Source organism: Bradyrhizobium sp. Pa8, from assembly GCF_052588265.1.
This window is the reverse complement of sequence record NZ_CP176767.1, coordinates 3,699,540-3,720,530: the sequence shown is the minus strand read 5'-3', so window position 1 is coordinate 3,720,530 and position 20,991 is coordinate 3,699,540. Positions and strand designations below refer to the sequence as shown.

The 20,991-nt window shown below is 60.8% G+C and carries 16 protein-coding genes; 13 read left to right on the top strand and 3 right to left on the bottom strand.

The features are described from left to right. Nucleotides 1-301: 301 nt before the first annotated feature. The 9 genes from ACKWRH_RS16560 (at nucleotide 302) to ACKWRH_RS16520 (ending at nucleotide 12,369) form a co-directional block, all read left to right on the top strand. Nucleotides 302-1,615, top strand: a complete 1,314-nt coding sequence (locus ACKWRH_RS16560) for a type VI secretion system protein TssA (protein ID WP_445222418.1) — start codon at nucleotides 302-304, stop codon at nucleotides 1,613-1,615. Nucleotides 1,616-1,741: 126 nt separating this feature from the next. Then, the gene (tssB, locus tag ACKWRH_RS16555) at nucleotides 1,742-2,269 is read left to right on the top strand and encodes a type VI secretion system contractile sheath small subunit (RefSeq protein ID WP_208088023.1); all 528 of its coding nucleotides are present in this window, start codon (nucleotides 1,742-1,744) and stop codon (nucleotides 2,267-2,269) included. A gap of 16 nt (nucleotides 2,270-2,285) precedes the next feature. Continuing rightward, nucleotides 2,286-3,788 carry a type VI secretion system contractile sheath large subunit gene (gene tssC / locus ACKWRH_RS16550; RefSeq protein WP_028150765.1) on the top strand — a complete coding sequence of 501 codons (1,503 nt, stop codon included), beginning with the start codon at nucleotides 2,286-2,288 and terminating at the stop codon, nucleotides 3,786-3,788. Between the two features lie 48 nt (nucleotides 3,789-3,836). After that, complete coding sequence (locus ACKWRH_RS16545; protein ID WP_014493489.1) at nucleotides 3,837-4,322, top strand: Hcp family type VI secretion system effector; 486 nt, start codon at nucleotides 3,837-3,839, stop codon at nucleotides 4,320-4,322. Between the two features lie 172 nt (nucleotides 4,323-4,494). Further along, a complete protein-coding gene (tssE, locus tag ACKWRH_RS16540) occupies nucleotides 4,495-5,043 on the top strand; it encodes a type VI secretion system baseplate subunit TssE (protein ID WP_282523567.1) in 549 nt (182 codons plus the stop codon). Between the two features lies 1 nt (nucleotide 5,044). Continuing rightward, nucleotides 5,045-7,012, top strand: a complete 1,968-nt coding sequence (tssF, locus tag ACKWRH_RS16535) for a type VI secretion system baseplate subunit TssF (protein ID WP_445221437.1) — start codon at nucleotides 5,045-5,047, stop codon at nucleotides 7,010-7,012. Then, nucleotides 6,976-8,040: a type VI secretion system baseplate subunit TssG gene (tssG, locus tag ACKWRH_RS16530; protein WP_445221436.1), complete on the top strand. Its 1,065-nt coding sequence runs from the start codon at nucleotides 6,976-6,978 to the stop codon at nucleotides 8,038-8,040. The genes tssF and tssG overlap by 37 nt, the downstream gene beginning before the upstream one ends. 97 nt (nucleotides 8,041-8,137) lie before the next feature. Beyond that, nucleotides 8,138-10,777 carry a type VI secretion system ATPase TssH gene (gene tssH / locus ACKWRH_RS16525; RefSeq protein WP_445221435.1) on the top strand — a complete coding sequence of 880 codons (2,640 nt, stop codon included), beginning with the start codon at nucleotides 8,138-8,140 and terminating at the stop codon, nucleotides 10,775-10,777. 5 nt (nucleotides 10,778-10,782) lie between these two features. Beyond that, the gene (locus ACKWRH_RS16520) at nucleotides 10,783-12,369 is read left to right on the top strand and encodes a methyltransferase regulatory domain-containing protein (RefSeq protein ID WP_445222417.1); all 1,587 of its coding nucleotides are present in this window, start codon (nucleotides 10,783-10,785) and stop codon (nucleotides 12,367-12,369) included. A gap of 90 nt (nucleotides 12,370-12,459) precedes the next feature. On the opposite strand, the gene ACKWRH_RS16515 is transcribed toward ACKWRH_RS16520, so the two are convergent. Then, a complete protein-coding gene (locus ACKWRH_RS16515; protein ID WP_445221434.1) occupies nucleotides 12,460-13,155 on the bottom strand; it encodes a hypothetical protein in 696 nt (231 codons plus the stop codon). A 135-nt stretch (nucleotides 13,156-13,290) separates the two neighbouring features. Here ACKWRH_RS16515 and ACKWRH_RS16510 point away from each other — a divergent pair, with 135 nt between their 5' ends. Both ACKWRH_RS16510 and ACKWRH_RS16505 read left to right on the top strand, forming a co-directional pair. Continuing rightward, complete coding sequence (locus ACKWRH_RS16510; RefSeq protein ID WP_167770483.1) at nucleotides 13,291-14,169, top strand: hypothetical protein; 879 nt, start codon at nucleotides 13,291-13,293, stop codon at nucleotides 14,167-14,169. A gap of 190 nt (nucleotides 14,170-14,359) precedes the next feature. Next, entirely contained in the window at nucleotides 14,360-15,379 is a 1,020-nt protein-coding gene (locus tag ACKWRH_RS16505) for a hypothetical protein (protein ID WP_445221433.1), read from the top strand. A gap of 11 nt (nucleotides 15,380-15,390) precedes the next feature. On the opposite strand, the gene ACKWRH_RS16500 is transcribed toward ACKWRH_RS16505, so the two are convergent. Together ACKWRH_RS16500 and ACKWRH_RS16495 are read right to left on the bottom strand one after the other, a co-directional pair. Next, nucleotides 15,391-16,293, bottom strand: a complete 903-nt coding sequence (locus ACKWRH_RS16500; protein ID WP_445221432.1) for a hypothetical protein — start codon at nucleotides 16,291-16,293, stop codon at nucleotides 15,391-15,393. A gap of 117 nt (nucleotides 16,294-16,410) precedes the next feature. Then, on the bottom strand, nucleotides 16,411-16,977 hold the full coding sequence (locus tag ACKWRH_RS16495) for a hypothetical protein (RefSeq protein ID WP_445221431.1): 567 nt from the start codon (nucleotides 16,975-16,977) through the stop codon (nucleotides 16,411-16,413). A 420-nt stretch (nucleotides 16,978-17,397) separates the two neighbouring features. Between ACKWRH_RS16495 and ACKWRH_RS16490 the strand changes: the two genes are divergently transcribed. Together ACKWRH_RS16490 and ACKWRH_RS16485 are read left to right on the top strand one after the other, a co-directional pair. Beyond that, a complete protein-coding gene (locus tag ACKWRH_RS16490) occupies nucleotides 17,398-18,426 on the top strand; it encodes a hypothetical protein (protein ID WP_445221430.1) in 1,029 nt (342 codons plus the stop codon). Nucleotides 18,427-19,317: 891 nt separating this feature from the next. Continuing rightward, nucleotides 19,318-20,970 (top strand): ABC transporter substrate-binding protein, encoded by a 1,653-nt coding sequence (locus ACKWRH_RS16485; protein WP_445221429.1) that lies wholly within the window; start codon nucleotides 19,318-19,320, stop codon nucleotides 20,968-20,970. The last annotated feature ends 21 nt before the right edge of the window (nucleotides 20,971-20,991 follow it).

Below are 20,991 nucleotides of genomic sequence, written 5' to 3'. Positions count from 1 at the left end.
ATCAGACGCTATGCAAGAACGACGAAAATCCTGCGCGCCACCGGCTGTGCCGGCAAGCCCGCCCCAGGGCTGGGCTTCCTGACGTTCCACAACGGCCGTCAAGGAACCACCCCGGGCCATCAAGTAGTCGGCTCCAAGAGCTTGCCGGTTCACGCGAAAATGGCATGATCTTCGGGAATGAACCAAGGTCGGCAGGCATCTGACCCATAGGTATAGAATCGGATCATGCGCCCCCGCGCGGTCCCCTAGTCGCCACGGGCTCGGCAGCGCGGCCGTGAACGAGCAGATGGACGGTCCTCGTATGCTTGATGTCGCCTCCCTGACGCAGCCCATTGCCGCTGACGATCCCTGCGGGCCGGATCTCGACGCCATCGGGGACGTCCAATATCTGAACTTCTTCGCAGGTGCGGAATCGCTGCTACCGATGTCGTTCTTCGAGGTCGTCAACGCCAACGGGGAGCGTGGACGCTTCGATCCCAAGGCAGTCGATTTTGCCGGCCAGTTTGCCGCCGCGCAGCCCATTCTGGCGCGTACCCGCGATCTACGCCTGAACCTGCTGCTGGCCAAGTTTTCAATCCTCAACCGCGATCTCGACGGCTTTCTCTGCTGCCTGAAGGCGACCAACCTGCTGCTGCGCGAGCGGTGGGAAGCGGTGCATCCGAAGGGCGAGGACGGCGACTACGCACTTCGCGCCGTCACAGTCGAGGCAATCGACGTATTCCCGACCGTGATCAACCCGCTCCAGTTCCTTCCACTGATCGAGAACCGCAGACACGGCAACCTCAACTACCGTGCCTATCAAATCGCCCAGGGAGAAATTCCCGCCGGCGACGCCGACGCCGACGGGCCTGATCTGGCGGCCATCGAGCGCATCGTCAGCGAGACAGATCTCGACACTCTCAAGGCAACCAGCGGGCGGTGCTCCGCGGTCGCTGCTGAAATCGCGGGTATCAAGCAAACCTGGCACGAAAAGTTGAACGCGGGGCAACCGATCAGCCTCGACAGGCTCTCTGGCTTGGTTAACGGCATGGCTGCCTGGCTTGCGGGTCTTGTCGCGTTGCGCGATCCGGCCGCGATCGCCGAAACTGCGGAAGATGTCGGTCCTGTCGATACACAGGCGCCGTCAGACACGACCGGGGTGGTGACTTCATCCGCACAGGCATCTGCAGCGCTTGCAGCGGCGGCAGACTATTTTGCCCGAATGGAACCATCCAACCCGGCACTGTTGCTGGTGCGTCAAGCGCAGGAGATGGTCGGCAAGTCATTTATTGAAGTCATGCGGATGCTGGTGCCTGCGCACGTGGAGAGCGCTGTGATCAACATCGGGCGCGACAAAGTCTTCGACCTGCCGATCGAACGGATGGCGGAACTCGCCACGTCGCTTTCATCGACGGCCGAGAACAACACTCAAGATATTGTATTTTCAGTGGAAAGCAGAGCGCAAGCCTTGGGCCTCCTGACCAAGGTGGCGTCGTTTTTCCGAACCGCAGAGCCGTCCAGCCCCATCCCCTTTTTGGCAGATCGCGCGCGCGACCTCGCGCAACGAGATTTTCTCAGCCTTTTGGATGATGTTCTTCCTGAGGGAGCCCTTAAAACAATCGACAGATCGCATTGAACCCAGCTTTCGCTCGAGGGCACTAAATGGACACAAGGATGTTTGCCGACCGCAGCAACTTGAAGCGCCCTAGCCAATCTGCGTCGCGCAATTCGACGTCTGAAGCGATTTCGTAGTGAGGGAACCATGGCTACAGATAGCGGTCAAAAATTCATTCGTCGAAACCGCGCACCACGCGTGCACATCACATACGAAGATCCTTACGACGCCGAGCGGCTGATCGAGCTGCCGTTCGTCATGGGCGTCCTCTCTGACCTTTCCGGCAATAACCCCGGCGTCGAGAAGACGAAGGTCGAGGAGCGCAAATTCCTCGAGTTCGACATGGACAATTTCGACAGCCGCATGGCGGCGATCCAGCCCGGCGTGACGGCGCGCGTCACCAATCGTCTCAGCGACGGATCAGACGAAAAACTTTCGGTCAATCTGCGCTTCAACAAGATGGCCGACTTCACTCCCGTGGCCGTCGCCCGCCAGGTGCCGGCTACAGCCAAGCTGCTCGAGGCGCGCGAACAACTTGCCAACCTGCTGCGCTACATGGATGGCAAGGTAGCCGCCGAGGACCAGCTGAAAAAGCTTCTGGCCGATCCTCAACTGATGGCAGCGCTTCGGGAACGCGCGATCAGCCAGTCGACCGAACCTGGCACCGAGAGCTAAGGAAGGAACGGGGACCATGGCAAAAGAAGCTGTTCACAAAGAGAGCACCACCCAGGTCAAGACCGTCGAAGCTGACGAGTTTGCCACTCTGCTGAAGCAAAGCTTCAAACCGCGCACCGAACGCGCAGCGACCGAGGTCGACAACGCGGTATCGACGCTCGTTCAAGAGGCGTTGAAGGACTCGAGCGTCATCAAGTCGGACGTGCTCGACACTATCGAGGAGATGATCGCGCGGATCGACCAGAAGCTGACCGCGCAGATGAACGAGATCATTCACGCACCCGAATTCCAGGCGATCGAAAGTACCTGGCGGGGCCTCCACTACCTCGTCTTCAACTCGGAGACCGACGCCAACCTCAAGATCCGGGTAATGAACGTCTCGAAGAACGAGCTGTATCGCAATCTGCGGCTTTACCCCGATGCGCGCTGGGACCAGAGTCCGTTGTTCAAGCAGATCTACGAATACGAGTTCGGCCAGTTGGGCGGCGAGCCGTTCGGCTGCCTTATCGGCGACTACTATTTCAGCCACCTCCCCACCGACGTACAGTTGCTGCGCGATCTCAGCAAGATCGCCGGCGCCGCACACGCCCCCTTCTTCAGCGGCGCCGAGCCGACGCTGATGGGAATGGACTCGTGGACCGAATTGTCCAACCCTCGCGATATCGGCAAGGTGTTCGACACGCCGGAATATGCCGCATGGAAGGGACTGCGCGACCAGGACGACTCGCGTTATCTCGGCCTGTGCATGCCGCGCGCGTTGGGTCGCCTCCCCTACGGCGCGAAATCGGAGCCCGTGGAGGAGTTCGCCTTCGAGGAGGAGACAGACGGGCACACCGGCGACAAATACGGCTGGATCAACGCCGCCTATGCGATGGCGGTCAACATCAACCGCGCCTTCAAGGAGTTCGGCTGGTGCACGCGCATCCGCGGTGTGCAATCCGGCGGCGAGGTCATCAATCTGCCGACGCACACATTCCCGACCGACGACGGTGGCGTCGATCTGAAGTGCCCGACCGAGATCGCCATCAGCGATCGCCGCGAGCACGAACTCGCAAAGGCGGGCCTCATCCCGCTGATCCATCGCAAGAACACCGACAAGGCCGCCTTCATCGGCGCCCAGTCGCTTTACAAGCCGAAGAAGTATTTCGGCGAGAAGGGCGTGGATGCAACCGCGTCCGACAACCTGTCGTCACGTCTGCCCTACATGTTCGCAGTGTCTCGCTTTGCGCACTATCTGAAGTGCATGGTTCGCGACAAGATCGGATCCATGAAGGAGAAGGATGAGCTGACGGTCTGGCTACAAACCTGGATCAACGAGTACGTTGATGCCAACCCAGCCCTATCGTCAGAAGCTCAGAAAGCGCGCAAGCCGCTGGCCGCTGCGAAGGTAGAGGTCATAGCAAACGAGGAGAACCCGGGATATTACAACGCGCGCTTCTTTCTTCGTCCGCACTTTCAATTGGAAGCGATGGATGTCGGCCTCAGTCTGGTTTCACGCCTGCCAGGACCCAGCTCCTGACGCTGCAGCATCGCAACCGTACACACAGAAATTTGAGAGGACCATGCTATGGCTGTCGACATCTTCCTGAAACTCGATCCGATCAAGGGCGAGTCGCTGGACGACAAGCACAAAGACGAAATCGATATTTTGAGCTGGTCGTTTGGCGAGAGCCAGACCGGTACCTTCCACAGCGGATCGGGCGGCGGCGCCGGCAAGGTCAGCGTGCAGGATCTTCACTTCACGCACTTCGTTGACAAAGCCACGCCGGAACTTTTCAAGGTCTGCGCAAACGGCAAGCATATCGACAGCGCGATCCTGACGGTTCGCAAGGCCGGCGAAAACCCACTGGAATATCTCAAGATCGAGATGAAGCAGGTTCTCGTCACTAGCGTATCGACAGGCGGATCGCACGGTGAAGATCGCCTTACCGAAAACGTGAGTCTGAACTTCGCGAAGGTCAAGATGATCTACAAGACCCAGACGGAGAAGGGTGGCGCCGGAGCTTCGCCCACCTTTGGCTGGGATGTTCCTGCCAACAAGGAATGGGCCTGATTGTCGGCCCCTCGCCTGGCGCCGGTTGCGAACCGGCGCCAAGCGGTGCGATTTTGATCGCACCTCTCGTCCGGCCCGGTTGCGGGCCCGAAAGCCTGCTGGGCGACGTCAAGTCGGACGCCAACGAGCGCCCCCGGGATTGCACGCGAATTGGGCGTCATGGGGACCGTGAATGACCATTGCACCAAAGAAGGATCGGCTCTCTCCCCCATTGATGCTGGCATTTCGCTCAGCCCATGAAGCGCGCGACGCACGCAAGAAGCTCAATCTACGCGATGAGTCTGGCGAGCGGGTCATTGCAGGGCGCAGGAGCGCGGGCCGATTTCCAATCTCGGAAACGTTGCTCCGGCGCGAGGTCTCCCATGACCTCGAAACGCTCCTCAATACCATTGCCCTTGAGTCGACCCTGGATCTGAACGGCCGCGATTGCGTCCGAACCTCAATCCTGAACTTCGGCTTCCCTGATATTGCCCACCGTTCGATCGACGAGGTCGCCGACGACGAGCTCACCGACGCATTGCGCGCGACGCTCACGACTTATGAACCGAGGCTCGATCGCAACACCATCCGGGTCCGGCGCGACGGCTCGGTCGGCCCCGAGCAACTCAAGCTGCGCTTCATCGTTCACGCCGACCTGAAGGCCGAGCCGCTCAACGTCCCCGTGGAGTTCGTCGCCGACGTCGACCTCGACAGCGGCGATATCCAGATCAACCGACTTTAGCATGAATCGCGAATTCCTGGATTTTTACAATCGTGAACTGTCACTGCTCTACGAGCAGGCCGGGGATTTCGCCGAGGAGTATCCCGGCATCGCAGAACGCCTCGGTGGGCTGATCCGGGATCGCTCGGATCCCATGATCACAGGATTGCTGGAAGGTGCCGCGTTTCTCGCCGCTCGCGTTCAGCTCAAGCTCAAGCACGAATTCCCGGAATTCACTGCAAACCTGCTCGAGCAACTCGTTCCGAATTACCTTGCCCCGACTCCGTCGGCCATGCTGGTCACGGCACGCCCCCCCTATGCCGACCCAGCGCTACGCGATGGCAAGAAGATCGCGCGCGGCGCCTATTTCGATGCCACCTATCGCGAGAGAGAACGAAGTCTTTCCTGCCGATTTCGACTTTGTCGCGATATCGCTCTTTGGCCATTTGACGTCGCTGGCGCCGAATACTTCTCGACGGCAGGCGCGCTGCAGGCGCTCGGGATTCCCGTCGGCGGCGACGTCATCGCCGGGCTCAGGCTGTCGTTGACCCACCGTACCGCGGCCCGGCTCGATGAGGAGCTGCCGGACGCAGAGGCTAGGGCCAAGCCGGAAACCTGGTTTGCAGGCTGCCGCACGAGCGAACTTCCGATCTACCTTTCAGGCGCGGAATCCGACGCCATTGCGCTTTACGAGCAATTGATCTCGAACTGCAGGGGCGTCTACTTCCGGCATCTCGATGATTTCGGCGATCCGGTGGTGACTCGTGCGCCCCATGACTGCGTGCAGCAGATTGGTTTCGACGAGAACGAGTCGCTGTTTCCCAACGACAACCGGGTCTTTCGCGGCTCGGAGCTGCTGCGGGAATATTTCATGTTTCCACGCAAATTCCTCGGCTTCAACCTGACGGGACTTCGCAGCGTGATGCCACGGCTGCGCAGCAAATCGATCGATATCGTCTTCGCTTTCGATGAACACAATTCACGGCTTGCCGCCGCGGTGCGTCCCGATACCTTCAGGCTCTATACCGCGCCGGCGATCAACCTGTTCGAGAAGACGAGCGATCGCATCCCCGTCAAGTCGAATACGCACGAGTACCATGTGGTGCCCGATCGCAGCCGCTATCTGGAATACGAACCGCACCAGGTGCTCGAAGTCTACGCGCACTTTCCGGCCGACAAGGACAAGCGGCCGGTGCGCCCGCTGTATTCGGCCGCCGTCGACCGGACCAGCGGATCGGTCGAGGGGCTTTATTTCACCGTTCGACGGTTGCCCCGGCGCCGCACAGTGGGAGAAAAGACGTATGGTGCATCCTCGGACTACACCGGGACGGACATGTTCCTGTCTCTGCTGGAGCCCGGTGAACTTAGCGGCGAAGGCGCGGTCGCCGAACTCAGCGTCCGGGCGTTGTGCTCCAACCGGCATCTCACGGAACACTTGCCGGTCGGCCAGGGCGGCGCCGACTTCCGCCTGCTGGACGATACTTCCCTTGATCTGATGTGCGTCGCTGGTCCCACCCGACCACGCGAACCGATCGTGACCCAGATGCGCAGCCGCAGCGAGATCGCGAACAGCGGAATCGTCAGCTGGCGGCTGATCAACATGCTGAGCCTGAACTATCTTGGCCTCGTCGAGCGCGGTGGCGGCAAGAATGCCGGAGCCCTGCGCGAAATGCTGTCCTTGTTCGCCGACCAGTTCGACGACGCCACGGAACGCAAGATCCGCGGCGTGCGCAGCATAGAAAGCCGACCCGTCGTACGGCGGGTGCGCGAGCGCACCGGCAGCGGCGCAGCGCGCGGTCTGGAGATTACCATCACGCTCGACGAGAAGGCATTCGAGGGCAGCGGCGTGTTCTTGCTCGGAGCCGTGCTGGAGCGCTTCTTCGCCGACTATTCGGGCTTCAATACCTTCACACAGACGGTCGTCTCGACGCCGGAGCGCGGCGAGATCATGCGTTGGCCGCCGCGCATGGGCACGCGGAGACCTCTATGACGCTGATCGACCAGATGAAGGCGGAGCCCTGGCGGTTCGATTTCTTCAATACGCTGCGTCAGCTCGAGCGTGCCAACTCGGATCGACCGCGGATCGGTGACAGTGCTGCACGCCGCGAGGAGTATATCGACCTCGGCCAAGTGCCTTATCTGGAGTTCCCCGCCTCCAACCTTGCGGCCGTCGACGACCCGGGCGGCCGGCTCAGGATACTCGTCAAATTTCTCGGTCTCCTGGGGCCGCAGGGCGCGCTGCCGCTTGCCACCACCGACGAAAGCCTCAGTTGGTGGCTGATGCGGGATGACGCCTTCCCGCGCTTTCTCGATCTGCTCAACGGACGCTTTCTGCAACTCTTCTTTCGCGCTTGGGCCGATGCGCGGCCGATCGCTCAGCACGACCGCCCGGCGGATGATCGCTTCATCGCCTATGTCGGCTCCTTCGCCGGCCTCGGCTCCGACGTTTTCGCTGATCGAGACACCGTACCGGACATGGCGAAGCTCAGCTTTGCCGGACTGATCTCCCCCAGAGCGAAGTGTGCGTCACGGTTGACGCGGTTCCTGCAGGGGCTGTTCGACGTCAAAGTCGAGATCGACGAATTTGTCGGCACTTGGCTGTCATTCGACCCAAGTCATTGCAGCCGGCTCGGCGGAACCCATGCCGGGCTCGGCCGGGACGCTCTTCTGGGCTCACGCGTATTCAGCGTCGAGGACAAGATCAGGGTGCGAGTCTTTGTCAAGAATTTCACCCAGTACGAACAGTTCTTGCCGACCGAAGCGCGCAACTTGTCGGAGCCTCTGGCGGACGCCATGTTCCTCTATATCGGCGACGAATTGGAATGGGAGGTGGAGCTCGCCATTCCGGCGGGAGAGGTCGTCCCGGTCAGGCTCGGACAGAGCGGACGACTTGGATGGACCACCTGGGTCTCGCCGAACTGGACTTCCACGGAAGAATATCGCCGCGATGCCCGCTTTCAGCTCAGTGAGCGCTTGGGCGCCCGTCGGGCCGCCACAGCCGATGCCCCGTCGATTTGAACCTATCCGTAGCGCCGATTGCCTAAAGCTATGGGATTCGATGAAATTTCCGCTTGATGCCAGGCATCCGCGGATCGATTAAGCAGGAGGATCCGCCGTGACCGACATCAGCATTGAGGCTGTAACGGGCAAGCTGAACCGGGCCGGCTATGACGCCTTCATACAGGCCCTGCGCCACGCAAAGAGCGCCGGCAATCGCAACGTCGAGCTAGCGCACTGGCTATTTCATATCCTGCAGCAGGAACGCAACGATCTCAGCCTCTCGGTCGATCATTACAAGCTCGACCGGGCGCGCTTGTTGTCGGACCTTGCCGGCGTGATCAATGGCTTTCGTAAGAACGAAACCGACATGCCGGGCGTCGCCAATCCGGTCATCGACCTGCTCGATCGGGGCTGGCATTATGCCACGCTCTTCTTTGGCGAGACCCAGATCCGCACCGGTCATCTGCTCGTGGCGGGCCTGAAATCGAACGATATTCGTCGCACGCTGAACAACCTCTCGCAGGAATTCGCCAAGGTCAACGTCGACGCACTCGCCGCGGAGCGCCGCAACGTCTGGGCCGGCTCCGACGAGGAAACCATGCGGCCGATGGACGGTTCGGGCCTGGTCGGCGCAGGCACGGAAGGCGCGGCTCAAGCCGGTCCCAAGGGGACGACGCCGCTCGACCGGTTCTCCCAGGATCTCACCGCCAAGGCCAAATCGGGTGAGATGGATCCGATCCTTGGCCGGGACGAAGAAATCCGCCAACTGATCGACGTGTTGATGCGACGGCGGCAGAACAATCCAATCCTCACCGGCGAGGCTGGCGTCGGCAAGACCGCAGTTGTCGAGGGCTTCGCGCAGCGTATCGCCGCCGGCGACGTGCCGCCACCGCTCCGCGGTGTAAGGCTTTGTGCGCTCGACATCGGCCTGATGCAGGCCGGTGCTTCCATGAAGGGTGAGTTTGAGCAGCGCTTGCGCTCGGTGATCGACGAGGTCCAGAGCTCACCCACCCCCATCATCCTGTTCATCGATGAAGCCCACACATTGATCGGCGCCGGCGGCGCGGCCGGCACCGGTGATGCGGCCAATCTCCTGAAACCTCCCCTCGCCCGTGGCACGCTGCGCACGATTGCCGCCACCACATGGGCGGAATATCGCCAGTATATCGAGAAAGACCCCGCGCTCACACGACGCTTCCAGCCGATCCAGATCCATGAACCGGAAGTGGAGACCTGCTGCATCATGCTGCGCGGACTTCTCGGTCCGATGGAAAAGCACCACGGCGTTCGCATCTCGGATGCCGCGATCGTCGCAGCGGTCAACCTGTCCCACCGCTACATTCCTTCACGACAGTTGCCGGACAAGGCGGTCAGCCTGCTTGACACCGCCTCGGCGCGCGTGGCGATCAGCCAGAGCGCGACTCCGGCCCTGATCGAGGATGCACGCGTTGCGATTACCGCCCGTGAAGCTGAGAGATCGGCACTCGTCAGCGACAGCGATCTTGGGATCGAGGACGACGAGCGCATCGTAGTGATCGACAACGACATCGCGGCACTGAAGGTCAAGCTGACGAACCTCGAAGCCGATTGGGCCGCAGAGCAGGAGCTCGTCAAGGACATCCGCAGCATTCGAGAGATCCTGTCCGAACCCAAGGAAGGCGACGATACGGCTGCCAGGCGCGCGGAGCTGCGCGGCAAGTTCGACACGCTTGAGCGCATCAATCCGGAAAAGCGGATGGTCTACGCCCATGTCGACCAGCAGTCGGTAGCGTCCGTTGTCTCTGACTGGACTGGCATCCCGGTCGGCCGGATGGTGCGCGACGAGATCGAAACCGTGCTGAAGCTACCGGAGATCCTCAACCGCCGCGTCGTCGGACAGTCTCATGGGCTGACGATGATCGCCAAGCGAATCGAGACCAGCCGCGCCAAACTGGACAACCCGTCGAAGCCGATCGGCGTGTTCATGCTGGCTGGTCCATCCGGCGTGGGCAAGACTGAAACCGCCCTGGCGCTTGCCGAGACCCTTTACGGCGGCGAGCAGAACATGATCACGATCAACATGTCGGAGTTCCAAGAAGCGCACACCGTCTCGACCTTGAAGGGTGCACCTCCCGGCTATGTCGGCTATGGCGAAGGTGGACGCCTCACCGAGGCCGTCCGGCGCAAGCCCTACAGCGTCATCCTGCTCGACGAGGTGGAGAAGGCTCATCCCGACGTCCACGAGATCTTCTTTCAGGTGTTCGACAAGGGAACCATGGAGGACGGCAACGGGCGGCGGATCGACTTCAAGAACACCTTGATCATCCTTACCACCAACGTCGGCACCGATCTGATCATGGGCCTCTCGCGCGATCCACGGTATCGCAGCGAGCCGGAAGAGCTCGCCAAGTTGCTGAGGCCGGAACTGCTGAAGGTGTTTCCCGCAGCGCTGCTCGGACGCATCGTCTCGATACCGTACTTCCCGCTATCCGACGAGATGCTCGCCGGGATAGTTCGGTTACAGCTCGACCGGATCGGACGACGCCTCCGCGACAATCATAACGCGTCCTTCGACTACGATGACGCGGTCGTGGAGCACATTGTGTCACGTTGCAACGACCCGGATTCCGGTGGGCGAATGATTGACAACATCATCACCAACACCCTGCTCCCGGAGCTGTCGCGCGAGTTCCTCAGCAAGTCGCTTGCCAAGGAAGAAATCAAGCAAGCGCGGGTCTCGATCGAGAACGACAAGTTCGCATATTCGTGGAATTGAGGACGATGAACATTCAAACCGAGCATCGCCACCCGAACACTGGTCCCACGCCATACGACGAGGTCTACTACCCCGGCCACGTCTACGGGCTCACTCATCCGAACCATCTTGCTACCATTGCTGCCGTTTACGGCATGCAGTCAGCGCCGATCGAGCGTTGCCGGGTGCTGGAGCTTGGCTGCGGCGTTGGCGGCAACCTGTTGCCGATGGCCTTTCAATATCCAAGCAGCGAATTCGTCGGTGTCGACCTGAGCGGCGTGACGATCGAGCGCGGCCAGCGAAATATCGCCACATTGGGCCTGAGCAACATCAAGCTCCTCCATTGCGACATCATGAATGTCGACGCAGGCTTCGGGGAGTTCGACTACATCATCGCACACGGCGTGTATTCCTGGGTGCCGCCGGCGGTGCGCGAGAAGATGATGATAATCTTCAAGCAGAACCTGGCTCCGCGCGGGGTCTGCTACGTCAGCTACAACGCGCACCCGTTCTCGCATCTTCGCGACATGGTCCGCGACATGATGCGGTATCACACCCGCCGCCTCACGGGCATGAAGGAGAAGGTAGGACAGGCCCGCGCGATCCTGAAGTTCCTGAGCGACGGCTCGAAGGCCAACTCGGTGCACGGCGCAATTATGCGCGACCAGTACAACCGTGTCCTCAAGTCCCCCGACGAGCTTTTATTTCACGACGATCTCGATGATGGCGCCGAGGCCTTCCTGCTGCATGAGGTCGCCGAGGACGCAAGCTGCCATGGCTTGCAATATCTGGGCGACGCTGATTTTTCACGACGCTATCTTGCCGGCTATTCCGAGGAGGTTCGCGCAACGCTGCAGCGCTTCCCGGAGAGCGAGTTCATGGCGCGCGATCAATATCAGGACTTTATCGACGGCAACGGCTTTCGGCGCACCTTGCTCTGCCACGACAGCATTTCGCTATCCCGCCAGATCGACCTCGATTTCGTCACAAGATTCCATTTGCTGAGCACGATCAACCCGGTCGACCCCGACGCCTGCGTGATCGACGATTCCGCGATGGAATTCGAGAACCAGGACGGCAGCAGGGTCACGGTAACCAATCCGCTCTTGAAGGCTGCGTATCTATGTCTCGGCCGGGCCTGGCCGCGAGCATTATCATTTGACGAGCTGCTCGATGGGGCCCGCGCGCTGCTGGGCGACCGGCAGGCAGATGATGACCAAAAGGTGTTGACTGAGGCGATGTTTATCCTGGCTTGCAGCGGCGAGGTTTCGTTCCTGCTGTCGCGTCCCTTTTTGTTGAAGGAAGCTACCGAGCATCCGCAGGCGAGCCTGCTCGCGCGAAGACAAGCGCAGACAGGTCCGCTCGTCACCAACCTCCTCCACCAAACGGTGCAGTTGGAGGACGACCGGACCAGGGATTTCCTGCAATTGCTCGACGGAGCGCGGACCATCGACCAGATCACGGCCGAAATGGCCGAAAAATTCGGCCCGACCATCCAGGTAGACCAGAAGGATAGTGCCGGGAAGGCTGCCGAGCCGTTATTGCTGTCAACGCGAGAAAGCGTTCAACGCTCGCTTGCGATGGTCGGCAAGCTGGGCCTGCTGGTCGCGTGACGCGCTCAAGTGCATCGACCACGATGGAGGGAGTGGCGGAAAAGAGCTCGAAGCTCTGCCATTTCCTGAAGCGGACGCGGTCCCCAGCACTCAACCATCGTGGGTGTACTGTTGGCCGAGCAGCCATCCAGTGAGAATACCCGCGGGTCCGCTGGTATAGACCGGATGAAAACCTACACCGGTGCGCAGCATCCGCCATTCACTCTCGCCGACCCAGGGAATTCCAGGATCACCCTTTTGGTATTGCGACAGCAACGTTTTGGCGACCTCGGCGGCATTGGCGTAAATCGGGCCGTTGGCCCAGCGCGGCCGCGGGAGGCCAGTCATGCGGCAATAGAGCGCCGTGCAGACATACGCGGACGCCTCTTCGGCATTGGCGTCAAGGCCGGTACGCAACAGATCGTAGGCTGCATGCAGGCTCTCATGGACGATATAGGCCTCGTCCATCCGCCCCGCTGCCGACACGACCTCCAGCGTGTTCGCCGCAACCGCCGTGCCGTCCGCCCTGGTTCTCGCGACATCGTTATATTGAGCAGCAACGCCTGCCGCGAGATCCGTCGGAGGTCTGACGGTGACCCGCCCCAACCGGATCGCACGGGCGACGTGATGGAACGTTTGCGGTGCAATCGTCACGTGGCTGCCGCGGATCGGAAATCGGAAACGAATGCGTGCGACCGCCGGGCCATTGAGTACGTCCAACACCCTGCTCCGCAGTGACATTTGATCGTCCTCGTTGTTCGCACTACCCCACGGATGGTGGTCGCCGTTTCCGGTCGGCAGGTTCAAACGGTCACTGCGCTGGCGCGACAGGAATTCGAATGACCTGGGCCGGGCGGCAGCTTCATCGAACGAGCCGGCATTGAACCCGAACCCGTTCGGGTGAGACCAATCCGAGGCGAGGATTGCCTCGGAGGGCGTTCCATGACGACGACTGATCCGACGACGACCGACACTTACCGGAAGATCGCGGCGCGACTGACCATGCTGCGGCCGCAGATCGATTTGAAGAATTACTTTGCCGGCCCCAACCCCGATGTGCGCCTTTATGACGAGAAGCCCTACATCCGACACCAACTCGAGAAGTATGGCGTCGCTGCCGCGACGACCACGCTCGACGGCGTCACCTTCCTGCCCAAGGACTGGGAAGAGCTGATCAAGAAGCTGCGCATTGCCAAGACGACGGACGGATTCGACGCCTTCGCCGAAGGACAAAGCCCGGAGAAAGCGTCGCATTGGGCCCTCGATCTGTCGATGGCGGCAACGATCGGCAAGGGGTTTCGGGAGATCTGGCGCCCAAAGCTGTCGGACAGGCCGCTCTCAACGCGGGATCTCCCGGGCCGCCACGGCTTCGGGCTCGGACGCGACCGCGGACAATGGAGCGACGCCTACAGCTCGCAATTCGGGAAGGACCCGCAGCCCCAGGACATCACCTCGCTGCATTTCGCCGTGGCACCTGATCGGGTGAACGTGCACATCGACGAAACGGGCTTCGTGTTCGAGGGCGTGGACGGCGCGCTTACGGTCGGGCCGAACTTCGTGCACCACGCCGGCAATGAGCTGTTCTGGAAGAGCAACAAGCATATACCGCAATGGGCCGCAGAGCACATCGATCTGATCCTGCCGAACAGCGCGAACGACTTTTCGCGCGTGGGCATTTCGGTCGACATGTACCAGCGCAAAGACCTGCGCGTTACGGTCACCGGCTCCTGCGGAATTTTCGGCGGTTTCGAGTGCTCCGGAACCGTGAGCATCAGCGGCACGCATGATCTGCTCGGCTCGAAGTCAAAAGGCCGGCGCTAAAGCGGACACCGCTCGTTCGACATTGCTCCGTGTCTACGCCTCCAACCTACGAATGAGGCTCTTCGATTTGCCACTGCCAGTTGGTGACCGAATGAATGGAACCATCGAACCGCCTCGAGGTAGTGGCGACGAATAAGTATTGGTGGCGAGAACGCGTGGTTCCGCAGGAATCAGCAGGGGAGGTCTTACAGTGCCGAACCAGGAAAGGCCTCTGAAGCCTGTCGTCGAAAGCTATGTACCGCCCGCGGGAATCCGGCATGCGGTGACGACAGGCGAGACCTGGATATCCCTCGCCAAGCGGATCGGCATCGACCCCTGGGACCTCATCGAATTCAATTTTCCGGGCATCAAGCTCGTCAAGCAGCGCGATTTCCAACAAGCCACACGGCAGGTGAACTGGTACCTGGCCGAGTATGTAGGCTGCCGCGCGATGTCGCCCGATCGCCAGAATTTCGCGTTTTCCTCCGGTACGACCGGCGGGAGAGGTGGATGGCGAGGGGGATTCATCTATTTGCCGCCAGGTACGCCGCCTCCCCCGCCAATTGCGCCCACTCCACCGGTTGCGCCCACCCCAGCGGCTCCGACCCCGCCGGAATGTGAAGGAAGCCGACCCGACTTCGCGCGCGTACTGGACGTGAGCGAACGGGATTTCGCGCGCAACGTTTTTGGCCCGACGCTGCCGCCGTGGGAGACAATTGCGATTACCAATGGCCTGGGAGCAGGCGGAAGACCGTGGACGAACGATGGACCGTTCTTCAGGGGAAGCAATCCCATGGTGCCGAGCATGCGGTATGCCATCAATCTTGGCAGTGTCGCGTTCAGTAACCTGGCATCACCCAGCCCCACCTTCGGTCTCTTGTGCGACGACTTCGGTCGCATTTGCGACCTCTTCGTGCACGAAATGACCCATGTGTGGCAGGCGTTCAACGATTCAAACTGGACGATGGCGCGCTCCTTTTGGGCGCAGACAATCGGTTCCGGCTACGAGTACACGCCGGGCGATTCCTGGGACTCATACAACGTCGAGCAACAGGCACACATCGTTGAAGATTGGCACAAATACAAAATCAGTTCTCCGATGCTTGCCGAGGACCGCTATCCGTACGTCCGGCTCGTGATCCGCTCTGGACGCCTCACTTTTCCTCGCGGGCTGGATCTTGTGGCATTAAAAAAGGACCTTCAAGATCTGCGCGCAAGGCACCTGGACTAGAATCCGCTGCATCAACTTCGCAGCGCAAGCACACGGAGAAGAATTGCGCGGCCCCCATGCGACAGGCGATCGTGAAACAGTTCGGAGAGCCGGTCTCCACGCTTCCGCACCAAAAACCTTTTCCGGAGCTCATGGGCGCGAGACAGCGAGCAATAGAGAAAATCACGACGTAGCCGGCGCAAGCGGCTGCCATAGCCTCTAACATCGGCGCTCGCGTAGGCCTCCATCAGGGTACGCATCAAATAGTCATCGCTCGGATCAACATAAGTTTCGTGGGAAACGCTCGATGATCGCATGGACACGGGTTCATCGCTCGACAGAAATAAGTTCCTGCGGGTCAGCCCATCCGATACGCCCGTCGCTTCTTTTGAGAAATTTCCATAGTTCACAAAAGGCAGCGCTGCGAGTTGCCGACGCAGATTTTCGAGCGTCGCCGACGGGATCCGGACGCCGTTGCCCACGCTGGTGTCGAGCCTATTGGCGCGCACCGTGGCATAGAGGTCGCCCCAGAATTTGTCCCAGGGGGCCGTGCCGTTGCGGTTAGACGACGGATTCTTGCGAACGCTATATGTGGTTTGAGTGAGGTAGGCCGCCAGTTCGCCCATGTGGCGCGTAACAGCGCCGTCAGGATCATAGACGTCGATCATGGCGTGGACGCACTCATGCAGGAGCAGCGCCCGATCGCTATCATTTGCGGGCGGCGACTTCTTTTGCGTCAACAGAACATCCGTAGCTTGATCGTAGAAGGCGAGATCCTGAGTGCCGCCCTTCACCAATATATTGCCGGCACGAATGTGATCGCGGACTGTCGTCAAGTATTCGCCCTTGATATGGATCTTGTCGACGTAGAACTCGATGCCAAGCGCTACCGAGTCACTGAGTGTGTCCAGGACGTCGCCTTCGGTCAGTGGCATGACCTACCTCCCTTGCGTGGTCGAGCAATAGTGGTCCGGCTAGGCCCCGCAAGCGCTGAAACGCTGTACTGCACTAATAGGAGCCGCCCGACCCTCCGTTCGCGTTGTGGAAGGTGGCTAGATCGTCCCGCCGCCGCCGCCGAAGATTTCGACGACCACAGCGCGATTGGCGGCCCTGTTCATCACGGTCGTGTTGTCCTTCAGATACTCGTAGAGTGAAGCGGGCTTGACGGAGAAGACGCGCGAGCGGGCGCTTGGGCCGAACAGGTGAAAGACGTTCTTGGCCCGGCCCGTGCGCAGGAAGACGTTGTTCCGTTCGCCGCCGGTGCTGTCGCTGTATCCGACGATCTGGAACTGCAACGACTTGTCGGTCTCGAATCGGATGAGTTGCGCTGCCAACAGCGGATCGCGCTTGGCGATGTTCTTGAGATGCCGCCAGTCGACGCCGAAATCCCAGATGATGAGATATTGGCAGATGCCGGCCGGCGGGACCAGACTGACGTCCACGCCGAGATGGCCGACCTCGGTGCGGGACGTCGCGACTTCATTGGCCACGTAGGGAAAGACGGCGGCGCTGTGAACCTTGGCAAGCGGCGAGCACTGCGGTTGCGTCGCCATATTCGGCATCTGTTCCACCGGGCCCGGCGGGGTGTATTGCGGCAGTGGCTGCGGCGCGCGTCCCATGGCAATTTCTCCCGCTGTTGGCGTGGCCTGCCCAAAGCTGAGCACCGGAGAGAGCGTCGGCTCCCACCACGGCTATGACTAGTAGTGACGTGAGCGGTCGGGGAAGTTCAAAGGCGAGGTGCGGGCGCCCTCAGCAGTCCCGGGGCGATGCGCAGCATCGCGCAGGAGGTCAGCTAAAGGCCACTAGCAGGCATTGATTGGCCTTCCGCGTTCTCCGGAAAGCGGAGTAGGCTACGCCTATTGTCGTCCGTGCCCAATTGTTGCGGAGGGACTGGCCATGAAACTTCGCCACCGAAATTTTCTGCATCTCGCCGCGGGGGCCGGCCAGATTGTGTTCCCGCCGCCGAACGAGGCTCTCATTTCCATTTCCGCGCGCAAAATTTCGCGTTGACGGACCGAACTAAGACAGGAGAACCAGACATGGCCGCCTTTCAAGAGGTTTTCCGCCGCTCCGGCATCGATGAGCGCCGCAGCCCGCCGGGCATGGTGGTGCCGTTCGGCGGCTCCGGCATCGTGGCGCTGATCGATCCCGGAAGAAAGCTCAAAGTCGATTCCAACGCCCATGCCCTCGGGATCAAGGAGATCGATGGCGCCGATACCCTTAGACGCGTAATGCAGGCCAAAGACACCTTCTCCAAACCCGATATCGATCCGCAGCTCAGGGCGGCATCACTTCCCGCCACCTTCAATGGCGATGCACGGTTTTTCGAAATCAATGGCCGGATCAAGCCGATCGGCTTTCCCGGCCTGGAGGTGGTCGCCCGGTCGGCTGGCCGGAAGATCGAAGCCAAGCTCCATGTCGTCGTGCTGCCGGAAATCAAGATCAAGGTGGCGTTCCGCAATGTCATGGTTCCGGGGGGTGGCGGCGCTCCGGCGTTTCACGCCAAGAAGCCCTGCAGCGAGCAAGATGAACTGCTGACGATGAACAATATATGGAGGCCGCAGGCCAACATCCGCTTCGAGAGGGTGCCAAGCGACTGGCTGGTCATCGACGGCTCGCAGGCTGCCGTCAAACAGGAGATCGCCAATGCGACTGGCATGAAGGATGCGAGCCTAGCGAGCTTTCCCGAAGTGATCGACGTCGAAAAACTGAAGGGCTTCTTCGTCAAGCACAAAGTTCAGGGCGCCCATCTAACCATTTTCTGCGTCGATAAGGTTTGGTCCAATGGCGGCCCCGCCAATGGCTCGTTTGCTCGAGGGCTGGACCTTGCCTTCATCAGCTCGCAACGCGGGCCTAACACGTCTGCCCATGAATCCGGCCATTTTCTCGGCTACTACTCGAAGAGCGCGAGCAAACCTTGGGACAGCCAAGGACACACGCTGGAGACCGATCCGAAAACCGGAAAAGAAAACAGGGCGGAAGACATCAAGATGCTCATGCGCGGGGGCGGCGCCGGGTGGAAAATTCCGTTCAATCTCGTCAAGGAGTTCCGCGACTTCCCCGCCTAGCATCCGAAGATCAGACAGAAGCTGGAAATCACTCCAGACGTTGAATGTCGGCTTTGGGTCAAAAGCTGCCCCGACGGCCCCGAAACGCCACTTCCGGTCTTACCCCAAAAGCGGACTCCAACGGCATCTACAGCAGCCCCGAATTCATGCCTTGCGGCGCCGCGCCCTGTCGCGCGCTCCGGCAGAGAAGAGACCCGCCGCGATACGTAAGCTGATCGAAGACGAATCTGGCGACCTGCCGATCGCTGCCCTCGCCGACCGACGGATCCGTGGCGAGTTCAAGAGCTGGCGAGACAAGTACTCGAACACGCCGCGAAAAGCCGATCTCGCTTGGACAGCGCTGGCGCGCATCCTTTGCGAAAGACCGCGGCATCATCACCAGCCCCCGTGAGCGCGGTGGTCGGCTGTATATCGCGGACCGCCGAGCAATCGTAGGCTATATCACTGGCTTGCTCCGTCTCACTGGACCTTCCGCAGACTGCAGCGCGCATTTCGATGGTAGAAAAATTCATTCTTCGCGCGCCGGCATCAATGCCACTCTACTCCGCGCGGGGTCTTGCGGAATGTCCTTTCAAGCCGGTGACACACCGCGAGAGTTGACGAGCTCGAGAAGATCGTTTCGACGCCGGACTCGAATTGACATGCGACCAAGAGCGGCAATCGACGGATATTTGGCCGCAAGACGACCTCGGTCGAGTGCGTTCGCGCTGACAACAAGATAATCGTCACTCACATCGCCCCGATCCCGAGGCATTTGTTGTCCATCTCCAGCTAAATTTGGAATGGCCAGGTCCGTTCGTTTCGCCTCTCCTACGCAGAAATGTCGACCGTGCCCAAGCATCTCTATGAATGGGTGCTCCGACCGACGCCACCAATCATCAGGGGCCATCCATGTCTGCGCGCTTCTTTTCGCTCTTGCTCACCCGACGTCGGCTGTTGGTCGCGACCTCCGTGGTAACAGCCGTCGCCGTGACGGCAATGGCGGGCCTCTCTCCGGCGCGAAGTGCCGGCGCTCCACCGAACGGCGGCGACATCACTTTCCTCATCGACTCGCTCGGCAGCACCTGGATTCCGAACAACAGTGCGATCTCCAGCTTCCAGGGCCACATCTGGGGCCACGTGACCGACAAGCTCGTCTATGTCGATGCTGACGGCAAGGTCAGCCCCTGGATCGCCGAAAGCTGGGAGCAGAACGGCGAGGCCACACAGTTCACCCTGCACCTCAAGAAGGGTGTGACCTTCTCCGACGGAACACCGCTCGACGCGTCAGCCGTGGTCGCCAATCTCGACATCTGGCACGCCGGCCGGCGGAACGAGGGGATCAATCCGATTGGCCTCTTCCCGAAGACTTACGACCACGCCGAGGCGGTCGATGCAACTACCGTGAAGGTTGTCTTCAAGGCGCCGACGCTCGGGTTTATCCCGACTCTCGGCTATCACGGCTCGATCCTCATCTCCCCGAAGACGATCGCGCAGCCCGCCGCGCAGCAGGCTGATCTGGCCAAGACATCCGGCAGCGGCCCGTATGTGGTCGCTTCCTGGAAAGAGGGCGACTTCGTCAAGCTGGTCAAGCGCAAGGACTACAATTGGGGGCCGGCAGCCGTCGGCCACACCGGTCCGGCCTACCTCAACTCGATCACCTACAAACTCGTGACCGAGCCGTCGCTGCGGGTCGCCGCTGTCCAGTCGGGACAGGCCGATGTCGCCTACAGCCCCTCACCGCAGGAACTGAAATCGCTCAAGGAAGCGGGCTTCACGGTCGCGACCCCGCGCTATCTCGGTTTCGTCAACGGCCTCGCGATCAACACCAAGCTGGAGCCGTACAATGACGTGAAAGTGCGCCAGGCTCTTCAAGCCGGCATCAACCGGAAGGAGATCATCGACACCGTCTATACGCCTGACTGGAAGCCGGCGACGTCCTTCATCCAGAGCAACGTGCCGGGTGCAACCGACCATAGCGAGCTCCTGGCCTACAACCCCGGCAAGGCGGAGAAGCTTCTCGACGAAGCCGGCTGGATCAAGGGTGCTGGCGGCATCCGGACCAAGGACGGCAGGCAGCTGTCGCTCACGCTCCACTCCAACCCCTATCTTGCGACGGCAAAGTCGATCGACGAGCTCATCGCCCAGCAACTCGGCAAGCTTGGCTGGAAGGTCACCATTCGCGCCTACGACGTCGTGACGTTCGGCGAGAAGGTCCGGTTCGGCGGCCCGGCCGTGCCGGCCTACGAGGTGACGCGCAGCTTCATCGACGCCGGCACGGTGGCCAGCATCCTCACCGACGCCAATAACGGCGAGAACTGGTTCAATCTCGACGACAGCGACAAGAAGCTCAATGAACTGCGCGACAAGATCGCCGGCGCTGCCTCTTTCGACATTCGCAATCCGCTGCTCGACGAGTTGCAGACCTACGTTCTCGAGCAGGGCTATTTCATACCGCGCACGCAGATCGTCCAGCGGATCTACGTGCAGTCCCCGAAGCTCAAGGGGGAGGTCTACAACGGCATCGCCTACGCCAGCTATTACACGGCAACGATCGGCGAGTAATCCGCAGTGCAAACAAGCAGC